Raw genomic sequence first — 21,669 nt, forward strand, 5'->3', positions numbered from 1 at the left:
TCTTTTGTCTAGTTCGACTGCCACCAAGGCCCGTTCTATAAAGGGCGCCTGGATTCATTCGCTTGCATGAATTCCCTATGTCATAAGTATTTGAATCAGAATATCCTGCCCTTTGTGGGTCGGGAAGGGGAGTTGCGTCGTCTTTCGGGGCTATTTCGTGAATTTCTGGAAGAAGGCGAGTCGAAGTATGCGTTGATTACTGGGGAGTCCGGCGGCGGAAAATCGCGATTGGTGCGCGAATTCGAAGATTATCTGACTCGGGAGTATGGGGAGTCGTGTACGATTGTGCATGCCCGCTATCTCGAAGGGAATGCCGCCGCCCTGCAGCCGATTGTCAATGCATTCGGCGCAACATTAGCACACCAGGAGCACCTCGCGCAGTTATTACGCAGCCTTCGTATCTTGAAGGGCGAAACCGCGACGGCTAATTCCTCCGGGTCTGGTCTGCTGCTCGAAACCGAGTCCGGTCCTCCCGCACTCCAGATACTGCTCGACTCGATGACCGAACTGGCGCGGCGATATCCGCTCGTCATCATTCTGGAGGATGTCCATAATATTGAAGACCTTCCGCTTTTCGATCAGTTCTTTCTTGGTCTGTCGTCAGCATCGAAATTTGTAATTCTTACGGAGCGCACCCATATCAGCTCCGGCACCGGACGAAATTCGGATGGCCGCACTTCCGGAAGGAGCGAGCATCCGCGCGGCTACGGCTCCGAGCATCTGATGCGGGAGATCGCGCTACGCGAAGAACGCGCAAGTGAAATCCTGAATCTCACAGACTTGCCACCGAGTGACGTCGGGCGGATGTTCCAGATGTTGTTTGAAATCGCACCGAGTGAACGGCTGATCGAGACCATTCGCGACCGGACATCGGGCCGGCCGCTTCGGCTGCGCACGATGCTGCGGCAACTCGTTTCTGCCGGCGTTGTCCAGTACGATCAGGGTCATTGGATGGAGGACGAGCACGCGGAGTTGGAAGCAGCGACGCAGGATGCCGGTGAAACCGAAGCCCTCGTCCGATTCCAGCGGGAGCTCGAACGATTGAACGAGCACGAGCAAATCGTGATCGCCCATGCCGCGCTGCTCGGCGAGCAGTTCGATCTCCATTTGCTCCGGAAAGTACTGACGTATCGTCTTGGCGCGCAAGATCTTTCGGACGAAATTTTTCAGCGGTCGATCGATCTGCTAACCTTCAAATCGATTATTCGCCGGGCCACGCCCTCGATCGTATTGTCCGCCGAGCCGATCGAGGACCGGTCATCCCCACTCGATGATCGATCGTCGAACGGATGCTATGAATTTTCGCACCAGCATTTCTGGAATACGGTGCTCGATCAGGCGCGGGGCAGTGTAGTGCGCGAGCATGATTTGGTGCTGGCGATCGTCTGGATAGCCGGGCGCGACCGGCTGCCGCTCTATAGCAGCGCATTCCTGACGGTCACCGGACTTCCATTCACGCTTTCGAAGCTGGGCGCCGCGGGTGATGGATCGTCCACGATGCCGGAGCGGGCCGAGTATTTTCTCCATTGGTCGACCGGTGTCGTCAAATCGCTTTGGTCGCAGGAGCCGCAACAATGCTTGCGTCTGCTGATGGCCCTGCGTCCGATTCGAGATGAGATCACCTGGCGCTTCGGCCCGGATCTGAGCGAAGCGGCCATGAGTGACTTGTTGGAGTTGCACAGTCTACTCGTCGAAGCGTTGCGCGCAACGTCCCCCATCGAAGCGGAGCGAGATCTGGAGCACGCGGCGGTCCTCAACAAGTTTATTCAATCGTCCGCCATATATTCTCCAATACTAAAAGGGATCGCTAAAGGCAAAGTCGCCTGCATGCGGGCGATCTTGCACCACGGCCGCACATCCTACGCGGAGTTCGAACGGTGGGCCGCTGAGGCGCGCTCCGCACTTTCCTCAGTGCCGGAAACAAATTTGGAGCGGGCGCGGCTGCTTACACTTTTAGTGCGTACCAAGGGCGAGGCGCTGCTGAATTCCGGCCGGCTCCGCGAGGCCGATGCACTCATCGAGGAAGGCATGCCCGTGGCGCAGTTGCTCGCCGAGTCGCGCTTCGATGAGTATTCGCTCTACTACCGCGTCGCCGTTAACAGCAAGCTGAAACAGGATCAGAACGCGCAAGCCAGCGAGCTGACCGAACAGATCATGGCGCTCGCCAAGCAGCGGGGCAATACGCTGGTCGAGACGATGTTCCTGGTACAAGCAGCGCTCGCCGCCTTCGCCACCGGCGATCTCAAATCCGCGGCGCGCTACTGCGATCTCGGACTTCAGAATGGACGCCGCTACGGCATTCGCTTTGCCGAAATCATGAGTAATCTCTGGCGCATGATCATCGCCGGTGTTACGCAGGACCCGGAAAAAGTCCGTGAGTGCTCGCAACAACTTGCGGCCCTGGTCGAAGATGCGCGCGTCGTGGCCCAGTCACCGAATTTACTCCAACGAATATCACTCATCGAAGGCCGCGCGACCGCGATGAATTTTTTGGGTCGCTACCACGCGGGACTCGAATTTGCCGAAGAGGCGATCCAGCTCGCACGCAGCCACGACCATGAGTCCTTCGCGGCCTGGGCGCAGAATGAAAAGGCACTGGCACTCGTCGGCCTGGGACGCTACGAGGATGCCCTTGCGGTGGCAACCGCCTCGATCGAGTTAGCCGGGGAACAACTCACGGCCAGGCGCACCGCTCGCACCGCGTTGATCGGTGCCTACGCCGGACTTGGACGGATCGATGAAGCGCGGCGTGAAGTGGAGAACCTTCGGCCGGACTACAAAGAGCGCAATCCCTATTTTCTCCGCTTTGCGCTGGCCGAGGCCCGATTGCTCCGGCAGGCCCTGGGACAGGCGCGCGATGGGAACGAGCGTCAGAGTATTCGTGCGCATCTTGCCAATCGTGTTGCCGATATTCGTTCGCTTGCCGAGCAATGGGACGCGCCCGAACTGCGAGAGCGAATCCAGAAAGAGTTTGAAGATTCCATTCCGAAGCAAAACGAATGGCGCTCGCCAACCGCGCTTTCCACATCCGCAACGGTGCAGGAGTCGAATGGTGAATCAGAGGATTCGGCCACGATCCGCATTTGCACATTCGGATCGTTAGCCATCGAGCGGCTCGACACAATGGAGGATAGCTTCCACGAGAACGGTTCGGGCCGCGATGGACGTGAACGCGATGGCCGCGATCGCGATGGACGAGAAGGCAGAGAACGAGAGCGTGACCGCGAGACAAAAGTCCGGCAATTGATTGCATTGCTCGTGACAATGCGCGCCGAGGCCGTGGACTCTCGGACCTCCTCCAAAGGATTTGCCGGAAGTGGCATCTCACGCGAAACGCTGATCGATCGGCTCTGGCCTGATGGCATTGGCGGACCAGACGGCGCCGGCGCCGGTAACGCCGTGCATACGACTGTCAAGCGCGCGCGCGCGTTTTTGGGTGGGTCCGAAACCATTATCCTCACCGAAGATGGCTATCAGCTCTCTCCGACAGTCGAAACCGATTGCGAACTCGTGCTCCGGCATTACGCAGACGCGCGGCAAGCCCGCAAACGCAACGCACTTTTTTCCGTCTCATTTCACTACGAGCAGATTGTTCGCCTGACGGACGGCGGACCGTTTCTCGAAGGGATTTATGGTCCCTGGATCGATGGCATGCGCTCGCGGCTCGCCACGCTCCGCCGCACGGCAGCGCTCCGGCTCATCCAGACCGATCTCGAGCGCGGCCTATTCGATCGCGTCGAAGAGATGTGCCACAAACTCCTTGCGCTCGACGAGTTCGATGAAGAGGCACTCCGTGGATTGCTCATTGTCAGCGCCCGACGCCGGCAGACCGGCAAACTCGCCAAGATATTTTCGGATTACTCGCAAAAACTCAAGCTCGAATTCAAATCCGAACCCTCCGCGGATTTGCTCGCGCTCTATTCCGATTTGACTACCGGCGTGGCGGTGGAGTGAGCAAAAATGTTCTTGTTCCGGGCGGAATTCGCGCGTGAATGAGAAATTTTCCGTGTAAGTATAATTATTCTCATCGAGCGAAGTTCTTTGTTCGTGCTCAACGGGCAACTAAATTTGAGAGCCTACCAGCAGTGTCTACTACCATCGCATCTCGCCACCCGAGAGACGCCGAAGCTGGTTAAGGGGTGATGAATATAAAGCCCCGCCAGTGCGGGCGGTGTGAAGTTCAAATCCGTACACCATCTATTCACACCGGAACCGTATGCGGTATGCCATGCAAAAGAGTGGCCACAAGAAATTGCATTATGTACCATAACAGCACATGCGGACGACACATGATTCCAAAATGGAATTATGGTGACATTGCTGGGTAGCATAATCGGGCATTTCAGAAAGTAAAAGTGTCGATTGCAGGTTGAATTCAGCACATTCTGAAATTCATCAAATTTAGGGTCAGGTGTCAGCTTTGCTGACAGACTTGAGAGTATATTGTAAAACATAGAAAAACCACGAGGTGAGTTGTTCGCCGAGTGGAATTTCCACTGACTTCTTTCTCAGTAAAATAGAATATGTTGAAATCCTGTCCATCCTGTTCGTATATCGGCAATGACGGCGAGCACGTCTGCCCGTTTTGCAAGGCCGATCTTGCTGCCGGTAAACCGCGGCGTTCCTCCGGCAATCGCGCCTCCGGTCTTAATATGAAGACCCTTACCTTTCTTGCTTTAGTGATTGGGCTTTTGAGTGTCACAACGACCGGCTGCTCCGTTGATCCGGCTGGTCCGGCCATGTCTGGAGCTGAGCACGGACTCTTAGGCTCCACGAATATGTCGGATTACTATTACAAGCGCGATGCGGGCTGGACCTACGTGTACCAGAACGTGGAGAAGATCTACGATACGAACGGATCGGTAGTTCATACGCTCACTGGCGCGCCGGACACTGTTCGGACCATGGGCTTCGATGGGTTTGCTCCGAACGGAGATTCGCTCTTCCGCATCGAAATCACATACCGGATCCTCAGCACCTATGCAGGGCTTCCGTATCTTGACGTCTATTACATTCCATCGACCAAGAAGAATTCAACCAACGGCGCGTTCGTCGATGGCGGTGTGACGGGGCTCACCGGTGAAACCGTGCTGCTGAAAAAGCCGCGACCGGTCTCGACCGATACCATCCTCGCTGGGCTTGTCGGCCGAGTGCGAACGACGGTTGATGATTTCACAAACAACTCCGCGAATTCCTATACCTGGCAAAAGGATACCCTGTGGGTCACTTCGCGGCTCGACACGGTCTTCATCTGGGAGTATTTGCCCGGAACGACGACCAAAGTTCAATCGCGTTGCCTCTTCCTTCGGGATTTCCAGAACAATGATTCTTGGGCGTATGATATCATCAACGCGCCGAACTACGGCACCTACTATTTCGTCGATGATAAAGACTGCTCGATGACGACGGCGGCTGGTACATTTTCCCATTGCGTGAATGTTGCCGTCCAGACCACGGAGATCGAAGATAAGGACTTCAATCGCGAGAACAAATGGTACGCTTGCTTCTATGGGCCCGTATACCAATACGATTGGTGGTATGTGACCACCGATGGCAATAGCTTTAATAAGGAAGATTTTTCACGCTCGCTGGTGTCGGTGACTCACAACTAACTCTTACCATCCCCCCACCAAACATATCGTCTCATCGTAGGCGAGCGTAATTGAGAAAGAGAAGAAAAAGTCCTGACGCGATGCGTCAGGACTTTTCTATTTCTGTACAGTCTGTGTCGTTTTGATACAGTCGGCGAAGCGCACATGCAGCCTGTAATGGATATACCGTTCTTTCGAACGGCTGATTTGTCCTTCCTCCGTCAGGCATTCTTAAGCATTAGTGGCGATTGCAGGCGTTATTAACGTATTATTCAATCCCGTGGCGAACGAGATCCATGAGGTGTCACGCTCCGTGACAGGCCTGGCACTATATTTATAATGCTGTTCAACTTGCCATTGAGGAACGATGGTGAGCATGTTCGCATTTTTCTGCCGAGCCGCCCTTTGCCATGGGCTGGGCTATTGAAGCCAATTCCCCGAAAGCAAAACCGAGTTAATTTCTTCAACTTTTTTCTCAGTATGAAAACTCTTCATTTCATGCTCGTGGCCGTTGCCGGAGCACTTCTCTTGACCGCTAGCGGATGCTCAGTTGACCCGAGCGGTCCGGCCATGTCTGGGGCCGAGCATGGCGCCCTTGGTTCGACAAATATGTCGGATTATTTTTACAAGCGCGATGCGGGATGGACCTACGTCTACCAAAACGTGGAACACATCTACGATCAGCGCGGAAATCTTGCTCATACGTATACTGGGGCCCCGGATACCGTGCGGACCATGGGTTTTGATGGCTTTGCGCCGAATGGTGATTCCTTGTTCCGGATGGAAATCACATACCGAATTCTCAGTAATTATTCGGGCCGGCCATTCCTTGATATCAACTATATCCCAGCCACAGGGGATGACGATAGTCACGGCGCGTTCGTCGATGGCAACGCCGCCCTTCAGGGTGAGGTTACATACTATAAGAAGCCTCGCCCGGTTTCGACGGACACAATCCTGGCCGGCCTCGTGGGTCGCGTCCGCACAATCGTCGATGATTTTTCGAATAACTCATCGAATATGTATATGTGGCAGAAGGACACGCTTTGGGTCACATCGCGACTTGATACGGTCTTTATTTGGGAATACCTGCCCGGATCGACGACCAAAGTGCAGTCCCGACGGGTGTTCCTTCGCGATTTCAAAACAAACGATAGCTGGGGATACGACATCATTAATGCCCCAAATTATGGGACCTATTACAGGGTCGCTGATAAAGATTGTTCGAGGACGACTTCTGCCGGCACATTTTCGCATTGTGTGAATATCAGTGTGCAAACGTCCGAAATCGAAGATAAGGACTTTAATCGCGAGAATAAGTGGTACGCGGCATTCTATGGTCCCGTCTATGAGTACGACTGGTGGTACGTGACCACAGATGGCAACAGCTTCAATAAACAGGATTTTGCCCGGTCGCTGGTATCCATAAGCCACAATTAGCTCCTCCGAACAGCCCCATACCGAGAATTTGAAGAACAGCCCCTTGCGCGATGCGTCAGGGGCTGTTCACTTTTGAACCGGTTATCTCATTTCCGGACACATGGGACCTCGACGTTTCACTTTGCAATGGAGCACCTAAATGGATCCGAGAAAAGTTGAGAATTTCCAAATAATTTAGGGGTGGCAATCGCCTGTTTTGACAAAAATTCGTGGCTTCCACGAAATTATCGCATAATAGCAAGCTTTGAGCATGAGCTGTCAGTCCCGGTGCCAGAACCGACTTTATATTGTAGGCATGTTAAAGTCTTGTCCATCCTGCTCATACATCGGTAACGATGGAGAGTTTATCTGCCCGTTTTGCAAGGCGGACTTGGCCGTAGGCCGGCCCCGTCGAGCTCAGTCGGGAAAGAATGTTATGCGGAGCCTTGGTGGGACTCGGCGCGCAATCTTGGCGCGCGATTCGGTGAGTCTTGCTGGTTTGTTTGCCTGTTATAGAATGAATGATGATTGGACTGCCGAGTCCGGACTGCTTGCCCGCAGTCTGGGTTTCGCTCAGTCCCAAGTTCTTGGACGATTTCCTTATTACAACGAACCTAAGCCATGAAAGCCCCCAGATCACTATCGTTAGCCAGCGTGGCACTCTGCTGTGCTGGATTCGCGCTGAGCCTGACCCTTTGCCTCACTCTCAGCTCATGTTCTGTTACGCCAAACGGACCGGTTGCAACAGGTGCATCCCACGGCTCGCTTGCGTCGGATAACATGTGCGATTACTATTATAAGAAGAGTGCGGGCTGGACCTACGCGTTCTCTAATATTGAAAACATTTATAATAGCAACGGGACGATCACGACGCTCGTCGGTGCGCCGGATACTGTCCGGACACTTGGCTATGGTGGACTCGCACCAAATGGCGATTCACTCTATCGCTTTGCTATTACGTATCGTGTGAGTGCAGCCTATGCCGGTCGCAACCAAATCGACATGTGGTACATCGCGAACGGCAAGAGCTCGAACGGTGCGTTCGTCGATGGCAATGCGCAGGTCATGGGGATGGTCAACATGCTCAAGAAGCCGCGTCCGGTTTCGACCGATACCATCCTTGCCGGCGTCGTTGGTCGTGTCCGTACGCTTGCGGATGATTTTACGAACACCAGCTCATACGTTTGGCAGACTGATACGCTGTTTGCATCATCGCGCAACGATAGCGTTTTTGTCTGGGAATGTTTCCCCGGCTCGACGAAGCTGTCGCAATCGCGTTGCGTCTTCACAAAGGATTTCCTGAACAATACGAACTCCAACGGGACGGGAGCGAATATCAATTGGGTCTACGATCTGATTTGGGGCCAGACTTCCATCAACGTCGATAACGCGAACGTATCGCTCACGGTACCGGCGGGGACCTTCGCATCCACGGCGCAGCTCGATATCAAAACTCCGGATAACTCTGGCGGATATAACATGCCGATCACTGAGACCAAGTGGTTCTCGTATGGCGTCGGATTCGCGAAAGAGTACGATGTCTGGAACGTGACGACCGATGGTACCAACTTTACGAAGGAAGATTTTACGCGCTCGCTGATGACTCTTACCTATCACAATTAATCAGCGGGCTCCTACAGAGAGAAAGAGAGAAGAACAGAGACCTCCGACGCAACGCGTCGGAGGTTTTTTATTTTGGAAGAATGGGATCAGCCGTGCGATGCGGAGCGGGGGTTCTGGCAGTCCTCATTTCGGATTCGTCGGCCGAATGTCGAGTTCGGAGATGGTTGCACGCGGCGGCAGATGAATCACAGCGGCAACAGCTTCCGCAATGTCTTCAGCCTGCAGGGGCCGCGTAATCTTCGAAGGTTCGTTCGAGTGGAAAAACTCGGTTTCGACAGTGCCTGGGAAGATTGTCATCACACGAATGTCGAAGGCTCGCACTTCGAGAAAGAGCGATTGCATGAGGCCACGCACGCCGAACTTCGAAGCACAATATGCTGCTCCGCCCGCGAATCCGTTCTTGCTGGCCAGCGATCCGATGGTGACGATCGTACCACTCTTGTGCTGCTTCATCTGCGGGAGCACCGCTTGCGTCATCAGGAATACGCCCCGCAGGTTAATGGCAAGGACCTGATCGAACTCGACGGAGGTCATCTCCTGGACAGGGCGGAAGATACCGATGCCCGCATTATTAACGAGTAAGTCGATAGGGCCGAATGCTTTCTGAGCGTCTTCGGCTAATCGCGCGATATCGCGTTCGCTCGTGACATCGCAGACGGCGGTGAATACCTTCGACGATGTTCTGGACTCAATCCCGTTGCGAGCGGCCAACAAGTCCGGTTCGCTTCGAGCACACAGCGAAAGCTGTGCTCCGTGTTGCGTGGCGAGCCGCTCGGCAATGGCAAGACCAATGCCGCGAGAAGCTCCGGTGATGAGTGCATGCATGAGAATGACTAAAGGTTGGAGCCGATAGAAAAATAAAACCGGGGAGTGTTCCAGGCAAGCCGGTGCGAGCCTAGCTGTACAAACCGAAAGTTCTCGCCGATGCCGAAGCGCGCCAGCCCGATCGGTGTCTTTAGGCCGACTTGAGCGCCGATGCCATCGACGAGCGTTTCCCACTTGATCTCTTCGGGTTCCGGCCAGGTTTCGCCGAGATCGTACCGGAAGGAAACGAATGTAGGGAAGTAAAGCACATGAGGGATCTCGATCTGATACGTAATGCTCCCGGCGATCATCTGTTTGCCACGGAGTTCATAGGCGTTCAACCCATAAAAGGACTCCATGCCGCCAAGGTTGAACTGTTCGAGTTGCGGTAACGCTGCATCCGCGAACCCAATGCGAAAGCGCGGGACGATTGCGTGCAAGCCCGAAACCGGAATCGCTTGTTCCACGTCGAGATAGAGCTTCGTATAGGCGGGACTTCCGCCGGCAACCGGCTGACCGGTTTCGGCGTAGGCTCGTACGAAGGTGCCATCGTGCGGGTACGAGGCGTCATTGCGCGAATCGATGATGAGCTCGCCTCGCACGGCGTTCAGAAGGAGCGTATTGACAACCGGGTCGAGATCGCGGACGGAGAACCAGCGCTGATGCTCACTCCGGACCTCGCCCGTGATTGCGCCCAGCCGCTCGACCTGCCCGCCAGCTTTCAATCGAACGCCAAGATCGCGTTCTTCACGCACGGCATCGGTAGTGGTGCTGCTAATCCGATTATCTTCGGTGATCGTTTGGAGTGAATAGGATGGAATGTCGAGATAGCCGGTATAGACCGCCGCCTCCAACAGTGCGAAGCCGCGCAACAGGCGCGGCGCCTCCAACGTGAGCGAAGCATTGCGTGACGCCGGCCCAAGATTACCCATGAGCGAATACTCGACGCCGCTGCCGGCGATATTCTCATTCGCTAACTCAACGGAGAACTGAGCGCCAAACTCATTATCGGCCAGAACTCCCAAACGAAGGACATTCGAGGCTCGGGCATGCACCGTGACGAGCACGGTCGGGCCATGAAGGGTAGTGCGTGATGGTGGCGATAGCATGGTATCCTCACGAGTGAGAAGCCGCGTTCCGGGCCACAAGGAATCGTAGGAAATTTGAAGGATTGCAAAATCGAAGAGTCCTGTGCCAATAAGGTTCTTCAATGCCCGATCGGCCTGGGTGGCCCGAAACACATCACCGATGGCAAATGGCAATTCACCCGTGGCCAGGCTGGATTCCGTCATCCCAACGCCTCGAACCACAATGTTCGCAATCGAACCGGCATCAACGAATAGGTCGGCAGACCGGCTCGAAGGATGGAGCACAACGCTATCGATTCGAACAAGGCTGAAGCCGCGAGAACGGTAGTCCTGGATCGTTGCGTGCTCGAGTTCGCCCAATGATTCAGAACGGAGCTGATGGCCGATCCACGCCTTTGCATAGTCGGGATCGTAATTTATCCTTCCACGCGTAATCACGCGAAGTCTGACGAGTGAATCGAGGACGGGTTCGCCTGCAGCAACTGTCGCAGGTGGATCGGTTGCGGCCAATGCTGCAATGCGCGTCAACATCGCACGAGCAGCCACGCGCCCGGATTCGATCGCTTCCGCAATGCTGATCGCATCATAGTCACCATGTTGAGTGGCCTCGGGTGTGATAATAATGTTGGCCTGCAATAGCTCAGAGGCGTATTGACGCTGCATCATCAACGAAATTACCTGATCGGCGACATCCCATGGAGTATTCAACTCCTCGCGGGATCGTAACGGCGCAGTCGCATTCGAAACAATAATTTGCGATGCTCCTAAACCGCGAGCGACATCGACCGGGATATTCGCCATCAGACCTCCATCCATCAGGATCGTCGAATCCTGTGGCAGCGGGCTAAACCGAAGCGGAAGCGTGGCACTGGCCCGAAGCGCTTCGGTCAGATCGCCGCTGGTCAGGAGCCTCCGCTCACCGCGCACAATGTCCGTCGTGACTGCGGCAAACGGCACGCGTAGATCGCGAAGGAAGTCATTCGGTACGCCGGACGGTGCGCGGAGCACCATCGAATTCAAAAGCATGGTCAGTCGTTGGCCGCTGGAAATGGCCTGCGGGATCACCGGATGAAGAAAGCCCTTAAAGCGAAGGGAAAGCAATGCTCGATCTGCATCCTTCTGTGACATGATACGCTCTGCCCGATGCGTTTCGTCCTCGAGGCCAAGAATCTCAGGCCAATCCGTGGTCGTGGCAAACTTCTCCAGATCTTGTGGTGAGTAACCGGCAGCATAGAGTCCGCCGATGGCCGCGCCAATACTCGTGCCCACAATAAGATCGATCGGAACATGTGCGCTATCGAGGACCTCGAGGACGCCAATATGAGAGAAGCCCTTTGCCCCCCCGCCGGACAGCACAAGGGCGATCCCCGGCGGATGTGGCAGCCGCGTGGATTCAGGAAGCGGCTGCGCATGTAGCGGGCATCCAATCAAAAATCCAGTAATCAGAAGTAGAGCGACGCGGGCCATGACGTGGGGGAGATGCGGCACCCCAAACAGCAAAGCTCACATAGAAGTGCGAGGCCCGCTTTCGTGAAAAGATCAAAGGACAAAACCGAGGTTAGTAACGTTGGCAATCGGTATCTGTCGTATTTTTGCCAGATTCCAACGCAGGAAACGGACCAGCACTTAGTACTCAGCATTTTTATAATGTCACTTTTGGTTGTCGGCTCACTCGCACTCGATATTATCGAAACACCGTTCGCGGCACGCAAGGATGCGCTCGGCGGCAGCGCCACGTTTATCTCACTCGCTGCCAGTTATTTTAGTCCCGAGAGTGTCGGCGTCGTCGGCGTCGTTGGCGAAGACTTCCCCGAGCGGGCCTGGAAGTTGTTCCGAAAGCGCGAGATCGATACGACCGGCATCGAGGTGGTCCCGGGAGGTAAGACATTTTCCTGGCATGGCCGCTACCATTACGACATGAACACTCGCGATACGATCGCGACCAACCTGAATGTCTTCGCCGATTTCAGGCCGGTAATTCCCGCCAAGTACAGTTCGCCGAGCTTTTTGGTTTTAGGTAACATCCAGCCAGACCTCCAACTCGATGTGATTCGCCAGCTCAAGCGCGTGCCAAAACTCACACTGCTGGATACGATGAACTTCTGGATCACCGGATTCCGCGAAGGGCTCGAGAACACCTTGCGATATACCAATGCGCTGGTGCTGAACGATAGCGAAGCGCGTTTGCTGATCGATCATCCAAGCCTTATCGTGGCAGGCCGAAGGTTGCAGCAGATGCTGGCGCCGGGGGACATCCGAATTGTCGTCATCAAAAAAGGTGAGCACGGCGCGCTCCTCTTTTATAACGAGCATCTTTTTTCCGCGCCGGCATTTCCACTCGAAGATATTTTCGATCCGACGGGCGCGGGCGATACGTTTATGGGTGGCTTTATCGGCTATCTGGCCAAGCGAGAATCCGTCAGCTACGAAGATGCCAAGCGAGCGGTGATTTATGGGACCGTGCTGGCAAGCTATGCGTGCTCGAAGTTCTCAACCGAAGGCATTGAAGACCTGACGATGGAAGAGATCGTCGAGCGGTTCCGCTTGTTGCGAACGCTCTCCGCGTTCGACTTCGAGGAGAATGCCTGATCCAGTTTAGGATCCCGAAGCGATGATTCGTTTTGTCAGTCGGCCGCCGGGCAACTGGACTTCGATAAAATAGACCCCCGGGGCAAGCCGCAACGATTCGAAGTCGCACCCATTGCCGCGAGCTTGTTGCGAGACTATTTCCCGACCCAGCACGTCGATAATCGATACCCGAGTCCCAGTGCCGGACTGCTGTGGCCATTCGACGTGCAAGGCATCACGGAATGGCTCGGGGTAGATCGCGAGATCATTAAGGGAGTAGATTGTCTCTGGCGACACGGCTGCCGGTCCTCCATTCCACAATGCGGCGGCGCTGTCCATGGTCTCCTTCAATAGATTCGGACTTTGGGCGAGTGCAAAGACAACCGTCATCTCAACGGAATCGCGGGACGCCATCGGGAGATTCTTGAGGCCCAAAGCCATGGAAATATCGCCAGGTCCGGCGGGGTTAAAGAATTCGGTCATCGCGCGCCATTTGCCGCTCTTGTCAAATCCACCGGCGTAGGTATTGATGTCTCCCTGCGAGCCATCGTTCCGGATTGCGTGATAGTTCAGTGATGTGCCCGGCGGCAGAGCGGAGATTACCTTCATGCCGACGAACGGATAATTGGGCTCGATTCGATAGGTGATTGCGGCATTCTGCGCCGAATCGAAACGCGTGACATTCAGCGCGCCCGAGAGACCGATGTCCCAATCCAGATAAAGTGCAGCGGCAGTGCTGTCGCTCGCTGGCCAGTCGGTCAGGCCCGACTGTTTGCGAAGGACATATTGGACGATAGCCGCGTTGGCGGCAACTCCCTGCGAAAACGCGTATGCGCGTTGCGTGACATTCACGCCAACGCGTGTTACAGAGTCTGCGAGAGAATCAGAATAGGAGCAGACCAATTCCTGGATTGCGCCACGGTCCGGCGTGACGGAATGGATCGTTTCCGTGGCAGCGAAATCATGGTTCGCATCTTGATCGGACTGATTGATGACGACATCGACTAAATGTTGCGGGTCCGTTCCGATCATCAGTCCGCCATTGAAGAGAACGCTTCGTGCCAGTGGACCGATCGCGGGCGGTGCATTTCTCCAGATAAATCCGGCTCCCTCATGGTCTGTGACCGGATCGTTGTAGCCAATGGTGCCACGCGAGCTCAACGTTACCGTCAGGTTATTCGCGTTCAAGTCGAGATAATTCGGACTGACGATAAAAGAGAAATAGTCGATGTCCGGCCCATAGCCGACGATCGAATCGTGAAACGTGACTTTGACTGTGACTAATGTATTCGCAGTGACTGCATTACTCACCGAGAGTCGAAGATCAGCCATAGCATTCTGGACCGTTTGGTTCTCACCCACTTGCCCGAACTGGACTGTGCTCGATTGGAGTGTGATGGCTCCCGAGCCCTGAAATATTTCCAGCGTGGCCCATAACTGCTGAACGGGCTTGAGATAATTCTGCACCGAGAGTACAATCCCGCCGCTCTCGCCGGCCACAAAATGGCCGAGTTTCAGATCGTCTTCAATGCTGACGTTCTCGATGCGTGCGGAATACGTTTTCGTGTCTGTGACCGCTGCGTACGCATCGATAAGTCCATGACCGACAAGGTCGTGGCGCGTCGCATCACTTGGTTGCGGCACTGCCGTTGCGCGGACCTGCTGCATGGCTTGCCCGGCGGTCATCCAGGGAAACCGCTGCCGTACCAGTCCAACAAGGCCGCAGGCATGCGGGGATGCCATGCTGGTGCCATGTTCTCCGGCGTAAGAGTTTACCGGCACGGTGCTGATAATATCATAGTTCACTCCGCCGGGCGCCGAGACGGCGACATGTGTATTGTAGTCCGAGTATCCAGTGACCGTTCCATCCGGTCCGACTGCGGCAACGGTAAGCACGTGCTGATACGCGCCCGGATAAATATCGAGAAATTGTCCATCATTGCCGGAGGCAGCGACCACCGCGCAGTCTTTCGCAAATGCATAGTTCACCGCGTCTTGCTCGGCCTGCGAGAAGTTGGATCCTCCGAACGAACAGTTCACCGCTTTCGCATGCATGTCCGCGGCATAGATAATACCCTGAAACCCAAAATCCAAACCAGCGCAATTATCACACGCCGTCTTGATAGGCAGCAGGCGCGCTCCAAATGCGACGCCCGCAATACCCTTATGATTATTACCAACGGCCGCCATGATTCCGGCTGTGTGCGTGCCATGATTGTCAGGTGAGCGCGGATCATTATCCGGAGTATCACCATAGGCTCCATCAAAATCCCATCCGTGCCAATCATCGATGAAGCCATTGCCATCGTCATCGACACCATTGGCGCGCTTATCGACGCCATTTGTATCGATGCCAGTCTCGCCCCAGTTGATGGCGATGTTGGCGGCTAAGTCCTCATGTGTCCAGTCGGTACCAACATCATCATCGGCCAGCAGCATCGTCGAATCGCATCGGACAATGTCCCAGGCCTGGGTGGCATGGATCAGGGCGAGACCATATTGCTGGCTGAAGAGCGAATCATTCGGCGTAAACAGTGGCCTGCGCACAGAGCGCGTCTCCGCCAGTTCGATTGAGGGAGATTTCCGGGCAAGCTGCACGGCCACCTCCGGAGTGAGCGAATCTGAAAATGAAAGGACGAGCCACCGCGAGAGCTTTTCCTCAGTCGAACGAAGCAGCTCGGTCCCATACGGCCCATCCGTCCCATCTCTTTCACCGAACAATCCGGGGTTCGACCGTTCGCGGATATCCTCGAATGCTATCGAATGAGTTGGATAGTATGGACGAAGTCTCAGTCCGTGAAAATTGTCCGGCAGGCCGAGGAGGCTTCGAACGATCGAGTCATCCGAGAGTGATGCGGAATAAATATCGGCATGGCGGAAGGTGGGGTCGTCAACGGGTCTTGCTTGCGCGAAGGCCTCGGAGATGGCAGCCTCAGCAGCCGACGTGATGCGAATGGCGATTGTGCCAGGAAGCGCGTTCCCCTGTGCTATTGCTTCGGAAGGGTGAAGGATGAGGGATAAAGGATAAAGGCAAATAAGCAGCAGAATCGCTCGGCCCAATCTCTGAAATACGCTCTTCCCATCATACTTCATACTTCATCCCCTTATCCTTTTCCACTCAACTCGCATTATTTCACCGCGTACACTCTCATCCCACTCGAAATGAAATGATTGACGGCACGCACCAGATAGAACACCAGTCGTTTGACTGCGTTGCGGGGAGCCGCTTGACCTGCCTCGAGGATGCCCCGCTTTCGCAGCAACTCCATCAGCATATCGCCTTGATTCGTCACGCGGATAGTCCGAAAACCGGCCGTTCGCAGATACTTTCGCATCGTCCGGTTCGAGAAATAATAGAGGTGACCTTCGGGCATGAAGTAAAACCAGTCTTTACCCTTGATCTTCCGCTCCGGGCAGTTGTAATTGCCCGTCGCCATAAAGAGAACACCCCCGGGTTTGAGCCAGCCGTGGATGGTCTTCAGCGATTCCAGCGGATGTGGTAAATGCTCGATTACTTCGCGCATAACAATCACATCCCATGAGTTTTGCGGAAAGTCCGCATCTTCGATGGACTTTGTGTCAACCGGAATCCCCATGTTGCGGACAAAGCCGGCTGCGTACTCCGAGAGTTCGAGCCCATGCACATCGAATCCATGCGCTTTGGCCTTGGCGAGAAACACACCGGTACCACAGCCAATTTCCAGCAACGACCGAGCGGAAGGCTTGGCAAGCATGGTCTGGATCGTATCGAGATCCCAATCGTGCAGATCATAAGACGCTTTATGTTCGCCAAACTCATCGACATCGCGGACGTAGTTGACACTCTGATCGAATCCGTGACCCTGGAAATAATCGGCATCATAGAGCTCGCCGATCTTTGCACCCTTCAGCCGCGGATTGGTGTAGACCATGCCGCACCGAGAGCATTCGACGATGCGGAATCCCCGCTTCTCATAGCGCAGACGTGGTGCATCTGCACCGCAGAGATCGCAGGAAAGTGATTCAAAGTCCGCCGGCTGAAAGTCCAACTGTTTCAGGTATAACGAGTGATTGGTAACGAATAACGAGTGCCTAGCGCGATCTGTTGCGCCTCAATTACTTCACTACTCGCCAACGATTCCCTTGCGCATCGCCTGGGCGGCTGGTGGGGCTTCAAGATCGATCAGCATTGGTCCTTCCCGCTTCGCTTTGCCGCTCGCAATTTCTGGCGGTACTACCTCGGCCTCTTCGCTCTCTCGATGCGGCGTGGCGCCGATCATCGATAGATAGTGCGACATCGGGAGTGTATCGGTCCCATGAATGTAGCGATTATAGAAATCCGTAAGATCGACCCCGGAAATCCGCTCAACTTTGTGGATCAGATCCTGGTCCTTGAACGTCTTGCCGTGCTTCGCCTCGTTGTTGAGCGCGAACATCACATCATCGAGCGATCGCTTGTTATTTGTTTTGTTGCGGATTTCCAGATCGAGCATCAACGCCACGAGTGGGCCTTTGATGTAGAAAATCTCCGCTTCATCCAAGTGGAAATCGCTCTCATCGATTGAAAGTTGTTCGAGCGATTTGTGGCTCGCGGAGTCTCTAACTTGTGGCATCGCGGCTACCCACTGTCCGATCGTTTCGTAAAACGACGACGCTGGCAGAATGCCATATCGTGTCAACAGTGTGTGCGCGTAATACTCGGTCACTCCTTCGGCAAGCCATAGGCTCGTCGTCTTCACACGCTTCGTGTAGTCGAATGGTCCCAGCAGAGCGGAGTGGATGCGCTTGACATTCCATAGATGGAAGAACTCATGCGAGTAGATGCTGATGAACGATCGCTTGAGCATCGGCCACGCAAAATTGCTCAGCATATAATCGCTCGAATTCATGTGTTCGAGCGCACCTTGCGCATAGCTCGGTGTGCGTCGCAGGCTCGGTGCATAGACCACGAAGGTATAGTGATCGAACGGGGTGTCATGGAAGAAATCCGTTTCGGCATGGACGATCTTCCGCAGATACAACGTGAGAGAATCCATCTTCGCGGGTGCGAGCATGACGTCGCTTGCGATCGCCAAATCATATACCGCCTTGCCGTCGCGGAAGCTGCGGGTCACCATATATGGGGGCCCCTCGCCCGGTGCAGCCATGATAGGTGCATCGGCAAGCGCATCGTAGTCCTTCGCATAAAAATCGGTATTTTGGAACGTTGCGTTTGTATCTTGACCGTAACCGGACTTCGATGGCGGAAGCGCGCAGGCAAGCGTCCAGGCGGCAGGCTTATCGTAGTGGACGTAAGCTGGCGCCTTCTTGTCGTCGTTAACGTATCCGAATAGGGCGGTGGCATTCGCAAAAAAGAGCGACGTATCCATATTCGCCATTGCGAAGTACAAACTCGTCGTGTCTGAATGCGAGTCAAGCACATCATATTCGATCTTGGCGAGCGTTTGTCCTTTGGCGATATCCCACCGGTCCTCGTTCTCCTGCGTGACGGGCAACTCGGTGCCATCTTTATCGAACGCATGGAATTCGCGAACATATCGTCCGTAATGCGTAACGCTATAAGCTCCCGGAGCCGAGACCGGCATTTGAAAAACCGCCTTTTTGGACTTGAAACCAACCAGGGTCAGCGTCACGTGGACCTGATGCATTTGGGTCTGGCCCAAATCAACGGCATAGTGCAACTCACGGGCCTGAAGGGATCCGGCCAGCAATAGAGAAAACAGGACAACAGAGAGGAAACGGGTATTCATCGGCGATCTGGAATTACGGTTTGACTCGAAGGTAATATACTACGCTTTTGCTGCCCTACTGGTTTCTTCCTCCTCTGTTCCGCGTTCGGCTTGGCGTTCGCCCGGGTGCTCCGCCTGGGTGCGTTCCAGTAGTGAAATAAAGACATTTTCAAGCGACGGCTGTACGCTGCGAAGGCTCTCGATATGGATTCCGCCCAAATGGAGCCGGTTTTGCAGCGATGCCTCGTCCGAATCCGCGTCCAGCATGACATTCAGCCGATCGCCGAATGCCTGCACCGCGTGCGTGTTGTCCTTGAGTAGTTCGATGGCTTTGCGGATGTCCGGCGTGACAATTTCGAAAAGCTGGCCTTTCATCTGCTTTCGAAGGGCTTGTGGCGTATCAACGATAAGGACCGACCCGTGGTCCATGAGCGCCACGCGTGAGGCTCGCTCGGCCTCATCCAAATAGGGCGTCGTCATAATAATCGTCATGCCCTGCGCCGTGAGCGACGAAAGGATTTTCCAGAAGTCTCTTCGCGAGACCGGATCAACGCCCGTCGTTGGTTCATCGAGAAAGATAATCTCAGGAGTGTGAATCAGTGTGGCGGCCAAAGCAAGTTTTTGCTTCATTCCTCCGGAGAGCTGCCCGGCGAGTCGCTCGCGGAATGGAGTAAGCCGTGTGAATTCGAGCAATTCATCACGCCGTGTTTGGTAGTTCTTGACGCCGTGAATTTCCGCGAAGAATTCGATATTCTCGTCGATTGTCAAATCGAGGTAGAGGCTGAATTGCTGCGAGAGATACCCAATGCGTGGCTTAATCTCGGAAGCATAGTGCGATAGATCGAGACCAAGGACCATGATCGATCCGGCATCCGGCTTTGTAATTCCACAGACCATCCGAATAAGCGTCGTCTTGCCGGCACCATCTGGTCCGACAATGGCCAACATCTCACCGGGATTGACGACTAAGTCGAGATTCCGCACCGCGGCAGTATCGCCAAACGACTTGTTCAGGCCGCGCACTTCCAGTACGAGATCCGGCTCCGGCGATTGATGTGGATGCTGTGGATTCAAATTATTCAATTGTTGCAGACCTTAATAATCCGGCGCAGTCTCAAAACCCAATCCTGACAATCAATCCTCTGAATCCGCATCATCTGCGTACTCTTGATTCTGGTTTACATGCCACGCAGCCGCTTGGCCTTGCTCTTTGGCTTCGCGTGTTGCGGCTCGGGTGGTGCCAGCGGATAATCCGTGTCCATTTCGCCGCGCGACATCCGCGAGAGTTTCGAGCGCAACAGCGAGATCTTGAAGGGCGAGAGATAGTCGATAAAATACTTGCCGTGAAGATGGTCGATCTCGTGCTGGATCACACGGGCCAAAATCTTATCGGCTTCGAGTTCGACTTCCTTCAGATTTTTGTCGAGGAATCGAACACCGATTTGTGCCGGACGTACAATCTCTTCTCGAATTCCGGGTAAACTCAGGCAGCCCTCTTCAAAGACCGATTCCCCCTCAGTGCCGGTCAGGGCCGGATTAATCAGCACGAGAGAATCCCGTTCTTCCATGCCGGGGACATGCTTGAGATCGATCACTGTCAGGGCGAGCGAGCGCCCGACTTGATTGGCGGCCAGACCCAACCCATCGGCGTTCCGCATTGTACCAATCATATTCTTGATTAGCTTCTGCAAATCCGCAGAATCCTGCTCGACAAGGGACGTTTCTTGCCGAAGAACGGAGTGATCGAACGTATAGATGGGAAGTATTGGCACAGTACTATTGTGGACCTGAGGGGACTCGAACCCCTTACCTCGTCGTTGCGAACGACGCGCTCTACCAGATGAGCTACAGGCCCGGCTCGCAATTACGAATGACGAATTACGAATGACGAATGTTTATTCGCGGGGCTGAGAATGTTCTTTGCGGCTTCTGAGTTCCGGCTGCCATTCTGGCAGCCAATTTGGCCGCCAATCGCCATCGGCGCACTTTTTTCGATCACCGCTACATTAGCCATGACACAATCACCTACTGCCGCTGTTGCGGCCTCCGCAGCGACCGCAAAGCCAGGACAAATTCGCCTCGGAAGCTTCATGGTCAACCGCATCGGACTCGGCACTAACCGGATTACTGATACCGAGGCCGCCCACACCATGCTCCGGCGCGCAGTCAAGTTGGGGATTAATTTCATCGATACCGCAGAGCTTTACCAGAGCACCCGGAGCGAAGAGACGATCGGCAAGACGCTCGCGCCATATCCAGAAGGGGTTGTGATCGCCACCAAAGGCGGAATGTCGTTCAAGGATTCGAGCGCCATTAACGATTCGTCTTACCTTCGGCACGCGGTCGAAGGAAGCCTCGAACGTCTGAAGACACACCAAATCGACCTCTACCAGTTGCATCGGACGGATCCGGCGGTGCCCATCGAGCAGACGGCCGCAGTGCTGAAATCCTTCCTCGACGACGGCAAAGCGCGGAACATTGGCCTTTCGGAGGTGAGTGTGGAACAGATCGAGCGATTCAGAAAGATCGTGCCGGTAGTCTCGGTTCAAAATCAATACAATATCATCGAACGCAAGCATGAGGCTGTGCTCGAATATTGCGAGCAAGAAGGCATCGCTTTCATCCCGTGGTATCCGATCGCAAAAGGGAAGGCCGAATCGCCCGTGCTTCACAATATTGCTGAGCGACATGGCGTGACTCCCGTTCAAATATCGATTGCGTGGCTTTTACGGCGCTCGCCAGTGATGTTGCCGATACCGGGGACGCTCTCGGTCAAGCACTTAGAAGAGAATATTGCGGCCGCTTCCATTGAACTTTCGGATGAAGAGTTCGAACAGTTGTCAAACGGTAGATAGGCCCTGTCAGACC

13 protein-coding genes and 1 tRNA gene are annotated in these 21,669 nt (G+C 54.7%); 6 read left to right on the top strand and 8 right to left on the bottom strand.

Features of this window, described 5'->3' with window-relative positions; translation table 11 throughout:
* Positions 1 to 66: 66 nt before the first annotated feature.
* The 4 genes from Q8902_07925 (at position 67) to Q8902_07940 (ending at position 8,633) form a co-directional block, all read left to right on the top strand.
* On the top strand, positions 67 to 3,954 hold the full coding sequence (locus Q8902_07925) for an AAA family ATPase (GenBank protein ID MDP4199483.1): 3,888 nt from the start codon (positions 67 to 69) through the stop codon (positions 3,952 to 3,954).
* A gap of 569 nt (positions 3,955 to 4,523) precedes the next feature.
* Positions 4,524 to 5,612, top strand: coding sequence for a hypothetical protein (locus tag Q8902_07930; GenBank protein ID MDP4199484.1), 1,089 nt, complete (start codon positions 4,524 to 4,526; stop codon positions 5,610 to 5,612).
* A 459-nt stretch (positions 5,613 to 6,071) separates the two neighbouring features.
* A complete protein-coding gene (locus tag Q8902_07935; GenBank protein ID MDP4199485.1) occupies positions 6,072 to 7,031 on the top strand; it encodes a hypothetical protein in 960 nt (319 codons plus the stop codon).
* A gap of 600 nt (positions 7,032 to 7,631) precedes the next feature.
* The gene (locus tag Q8902_07940; protein MDP4199486.1) at positions 7,632 to 8,633 is read left to right on the top strand and encodes a hypothetical protein; all 1,002 of its coding nucleotides are present in this window, start codon (positions 7,632 to 7,634) and stop codon (positions 8,631 to 8,633) included.
* A 123-nt stretch (positions 8,634 to 8,756) separates the two neighbouring features.
* Here the strand turns inward: Q8902_07940 and Q8902_07945 are convergent, their stop codons facing one another.
* Together Q8902_07945 and Q8902_07950 are read right to left on the bottom strand one after the other, a co-directional pair.
* Positions 8,757 to 9,458 carry an SDR family NAD(P)-dependent oxidoreductase gene (locus Q8902_07945; protein MDP4199487.1) on the bottom strand — a complete coding sequence of 234 codons (702 nt, stop codon included), beginning with the start codon at positions 9,456 to 9,458 and terminating at the stop codon, positions 8,757 to 8,759.
* 8 nt (positions 9,459 to 9,466) lie between these two features.
* Positions 9,467 to 11,992 (bottom strand): patatin-like phospholipase family protein, encoded by a 2,526-nt coding sequence (locus tag Q8902_07950; protein ID MDP4199488.1) that lies wholly within the window; start codon positions 11,990 to 11,992, stop codon positions 9,467 to 9,469.
* A gap of 180 nt (positions 11,993 to 12,172) precedes the next feature.
* Here Q8902_07950 and Q8902_07955 point away from each other — a divergent pair, with 180 nt between their 5' ends.
* Positions 12,173 to 13,114 (top strand): PfkB family carbohydrate kinase, encoded by a 942-nt coding sequence (locus Q8902_07955; protein MDP4199489.1) that lies wholly within the window; start codon positions 12,173 to 12,175, stop codon positions 13,112 to 13,114.
* A 6-nt stretch (positions 13,115 to 13,120) separates the two neighbouring features.
* Here Q8902_07955 and Q8902_07960 read toward each other — a convergent pair whose 3' ends face one another.
* From Q8902_07960 to Q8902_07985, 6 genes are all read right to left on the bottom strand, one after another.
* Positions 13,121 to 16,186: a S8 family peptidase gene (locus tag Q8902_07960; GenBank protein ID MDP4199490.1), complete on the bottom strand. Its 3,066-nt coding sequence runs from the start codon at positions 16,184 to 16,186 to the stop codon at positions 13,121 to 13,123.
* Positions 16,187 to 16,221: 35 nt separating this feature from the next.
* Positions 16,222 to 17,121 (bottom strand): class I SAM-dependent methyltransferase, encoded by a 900-nt coding sequence (locus Q8902_07965; GenBank protein ID MDP4199491.1) that lies wholly within the window; start codon positions 17,119 to 17,121, stop codon positions 16,222 to 16,224.
* 75 nt (positions 17,122 to 17,196) lie between these two features.
* Positions 17,197 to 18,822, bottom strand: a complete 1,626-nt coding sequence (locus tag Q8902_07970; protein MDP4199492.1) for a hypothetical protein — start codon at positions 18,820 to 18,822, stop codon at positions 17,197 to 17,199.
* A gap of 39 nt (positions 18,823 to 18,861) precedes the next feature.
* Complete coding sequence (locus tag Q8902_07975) at positions 18,862 to 19,875, bottom strand: ABC transporter ATP-binding protein (protein MDP4199493.1); 1,014 nt, start codon at positions 19,873 to 19,875, stop codon at positions 18,862 to 18,864.
* Positions 19,876 to 19,979: 104 nt separating this feature from the next.
* The gene (gene def, locus Q8902_07980; protein MDP4199494.1) at positions 19,980 to 20,573 is read right to left on the bottom strand and encodes a peptide deformylase; all 594 of its coding nucleotides are present in this window, start codon (positions 20,571 to 20,573) and stop codon (positions 19,980 to 19,982) included.
* A 10-nt stretch (positions 20,574 to 20,583) separates the two neighbouring features.
* Positions 20,584 to 20,656 (bottom strand) — tRNA-Ala (locus tag Q8902_07985).
* A gap of 157 nt (positions 20,657 to 20,813) precedes the next feature.
* On the opposite strand from Q8902_07985, the gene Q8902_07990 reads away from it, so the two are divergent.
* A complete protein-coding gene (locus tag Q8902_07990; GenBank protein ID MDP4199495.1) occupies positions 20,814 to 21,656 on the top strand; it encodes an aldo/keto reductase in 843 nt (280 codons plus the stop codon).
* Positions 21,657 to 21,669: the final 13 nt, after the last annotated feature.

It is taken from the genome of Bacteroidota bacterium, from assembly GCA_030706745.1.
GTDB lineage: Bacteria > Bacteroidota > Ignavibacteria > Palsa-1295 > Palsa-1295 > PALSA-1295.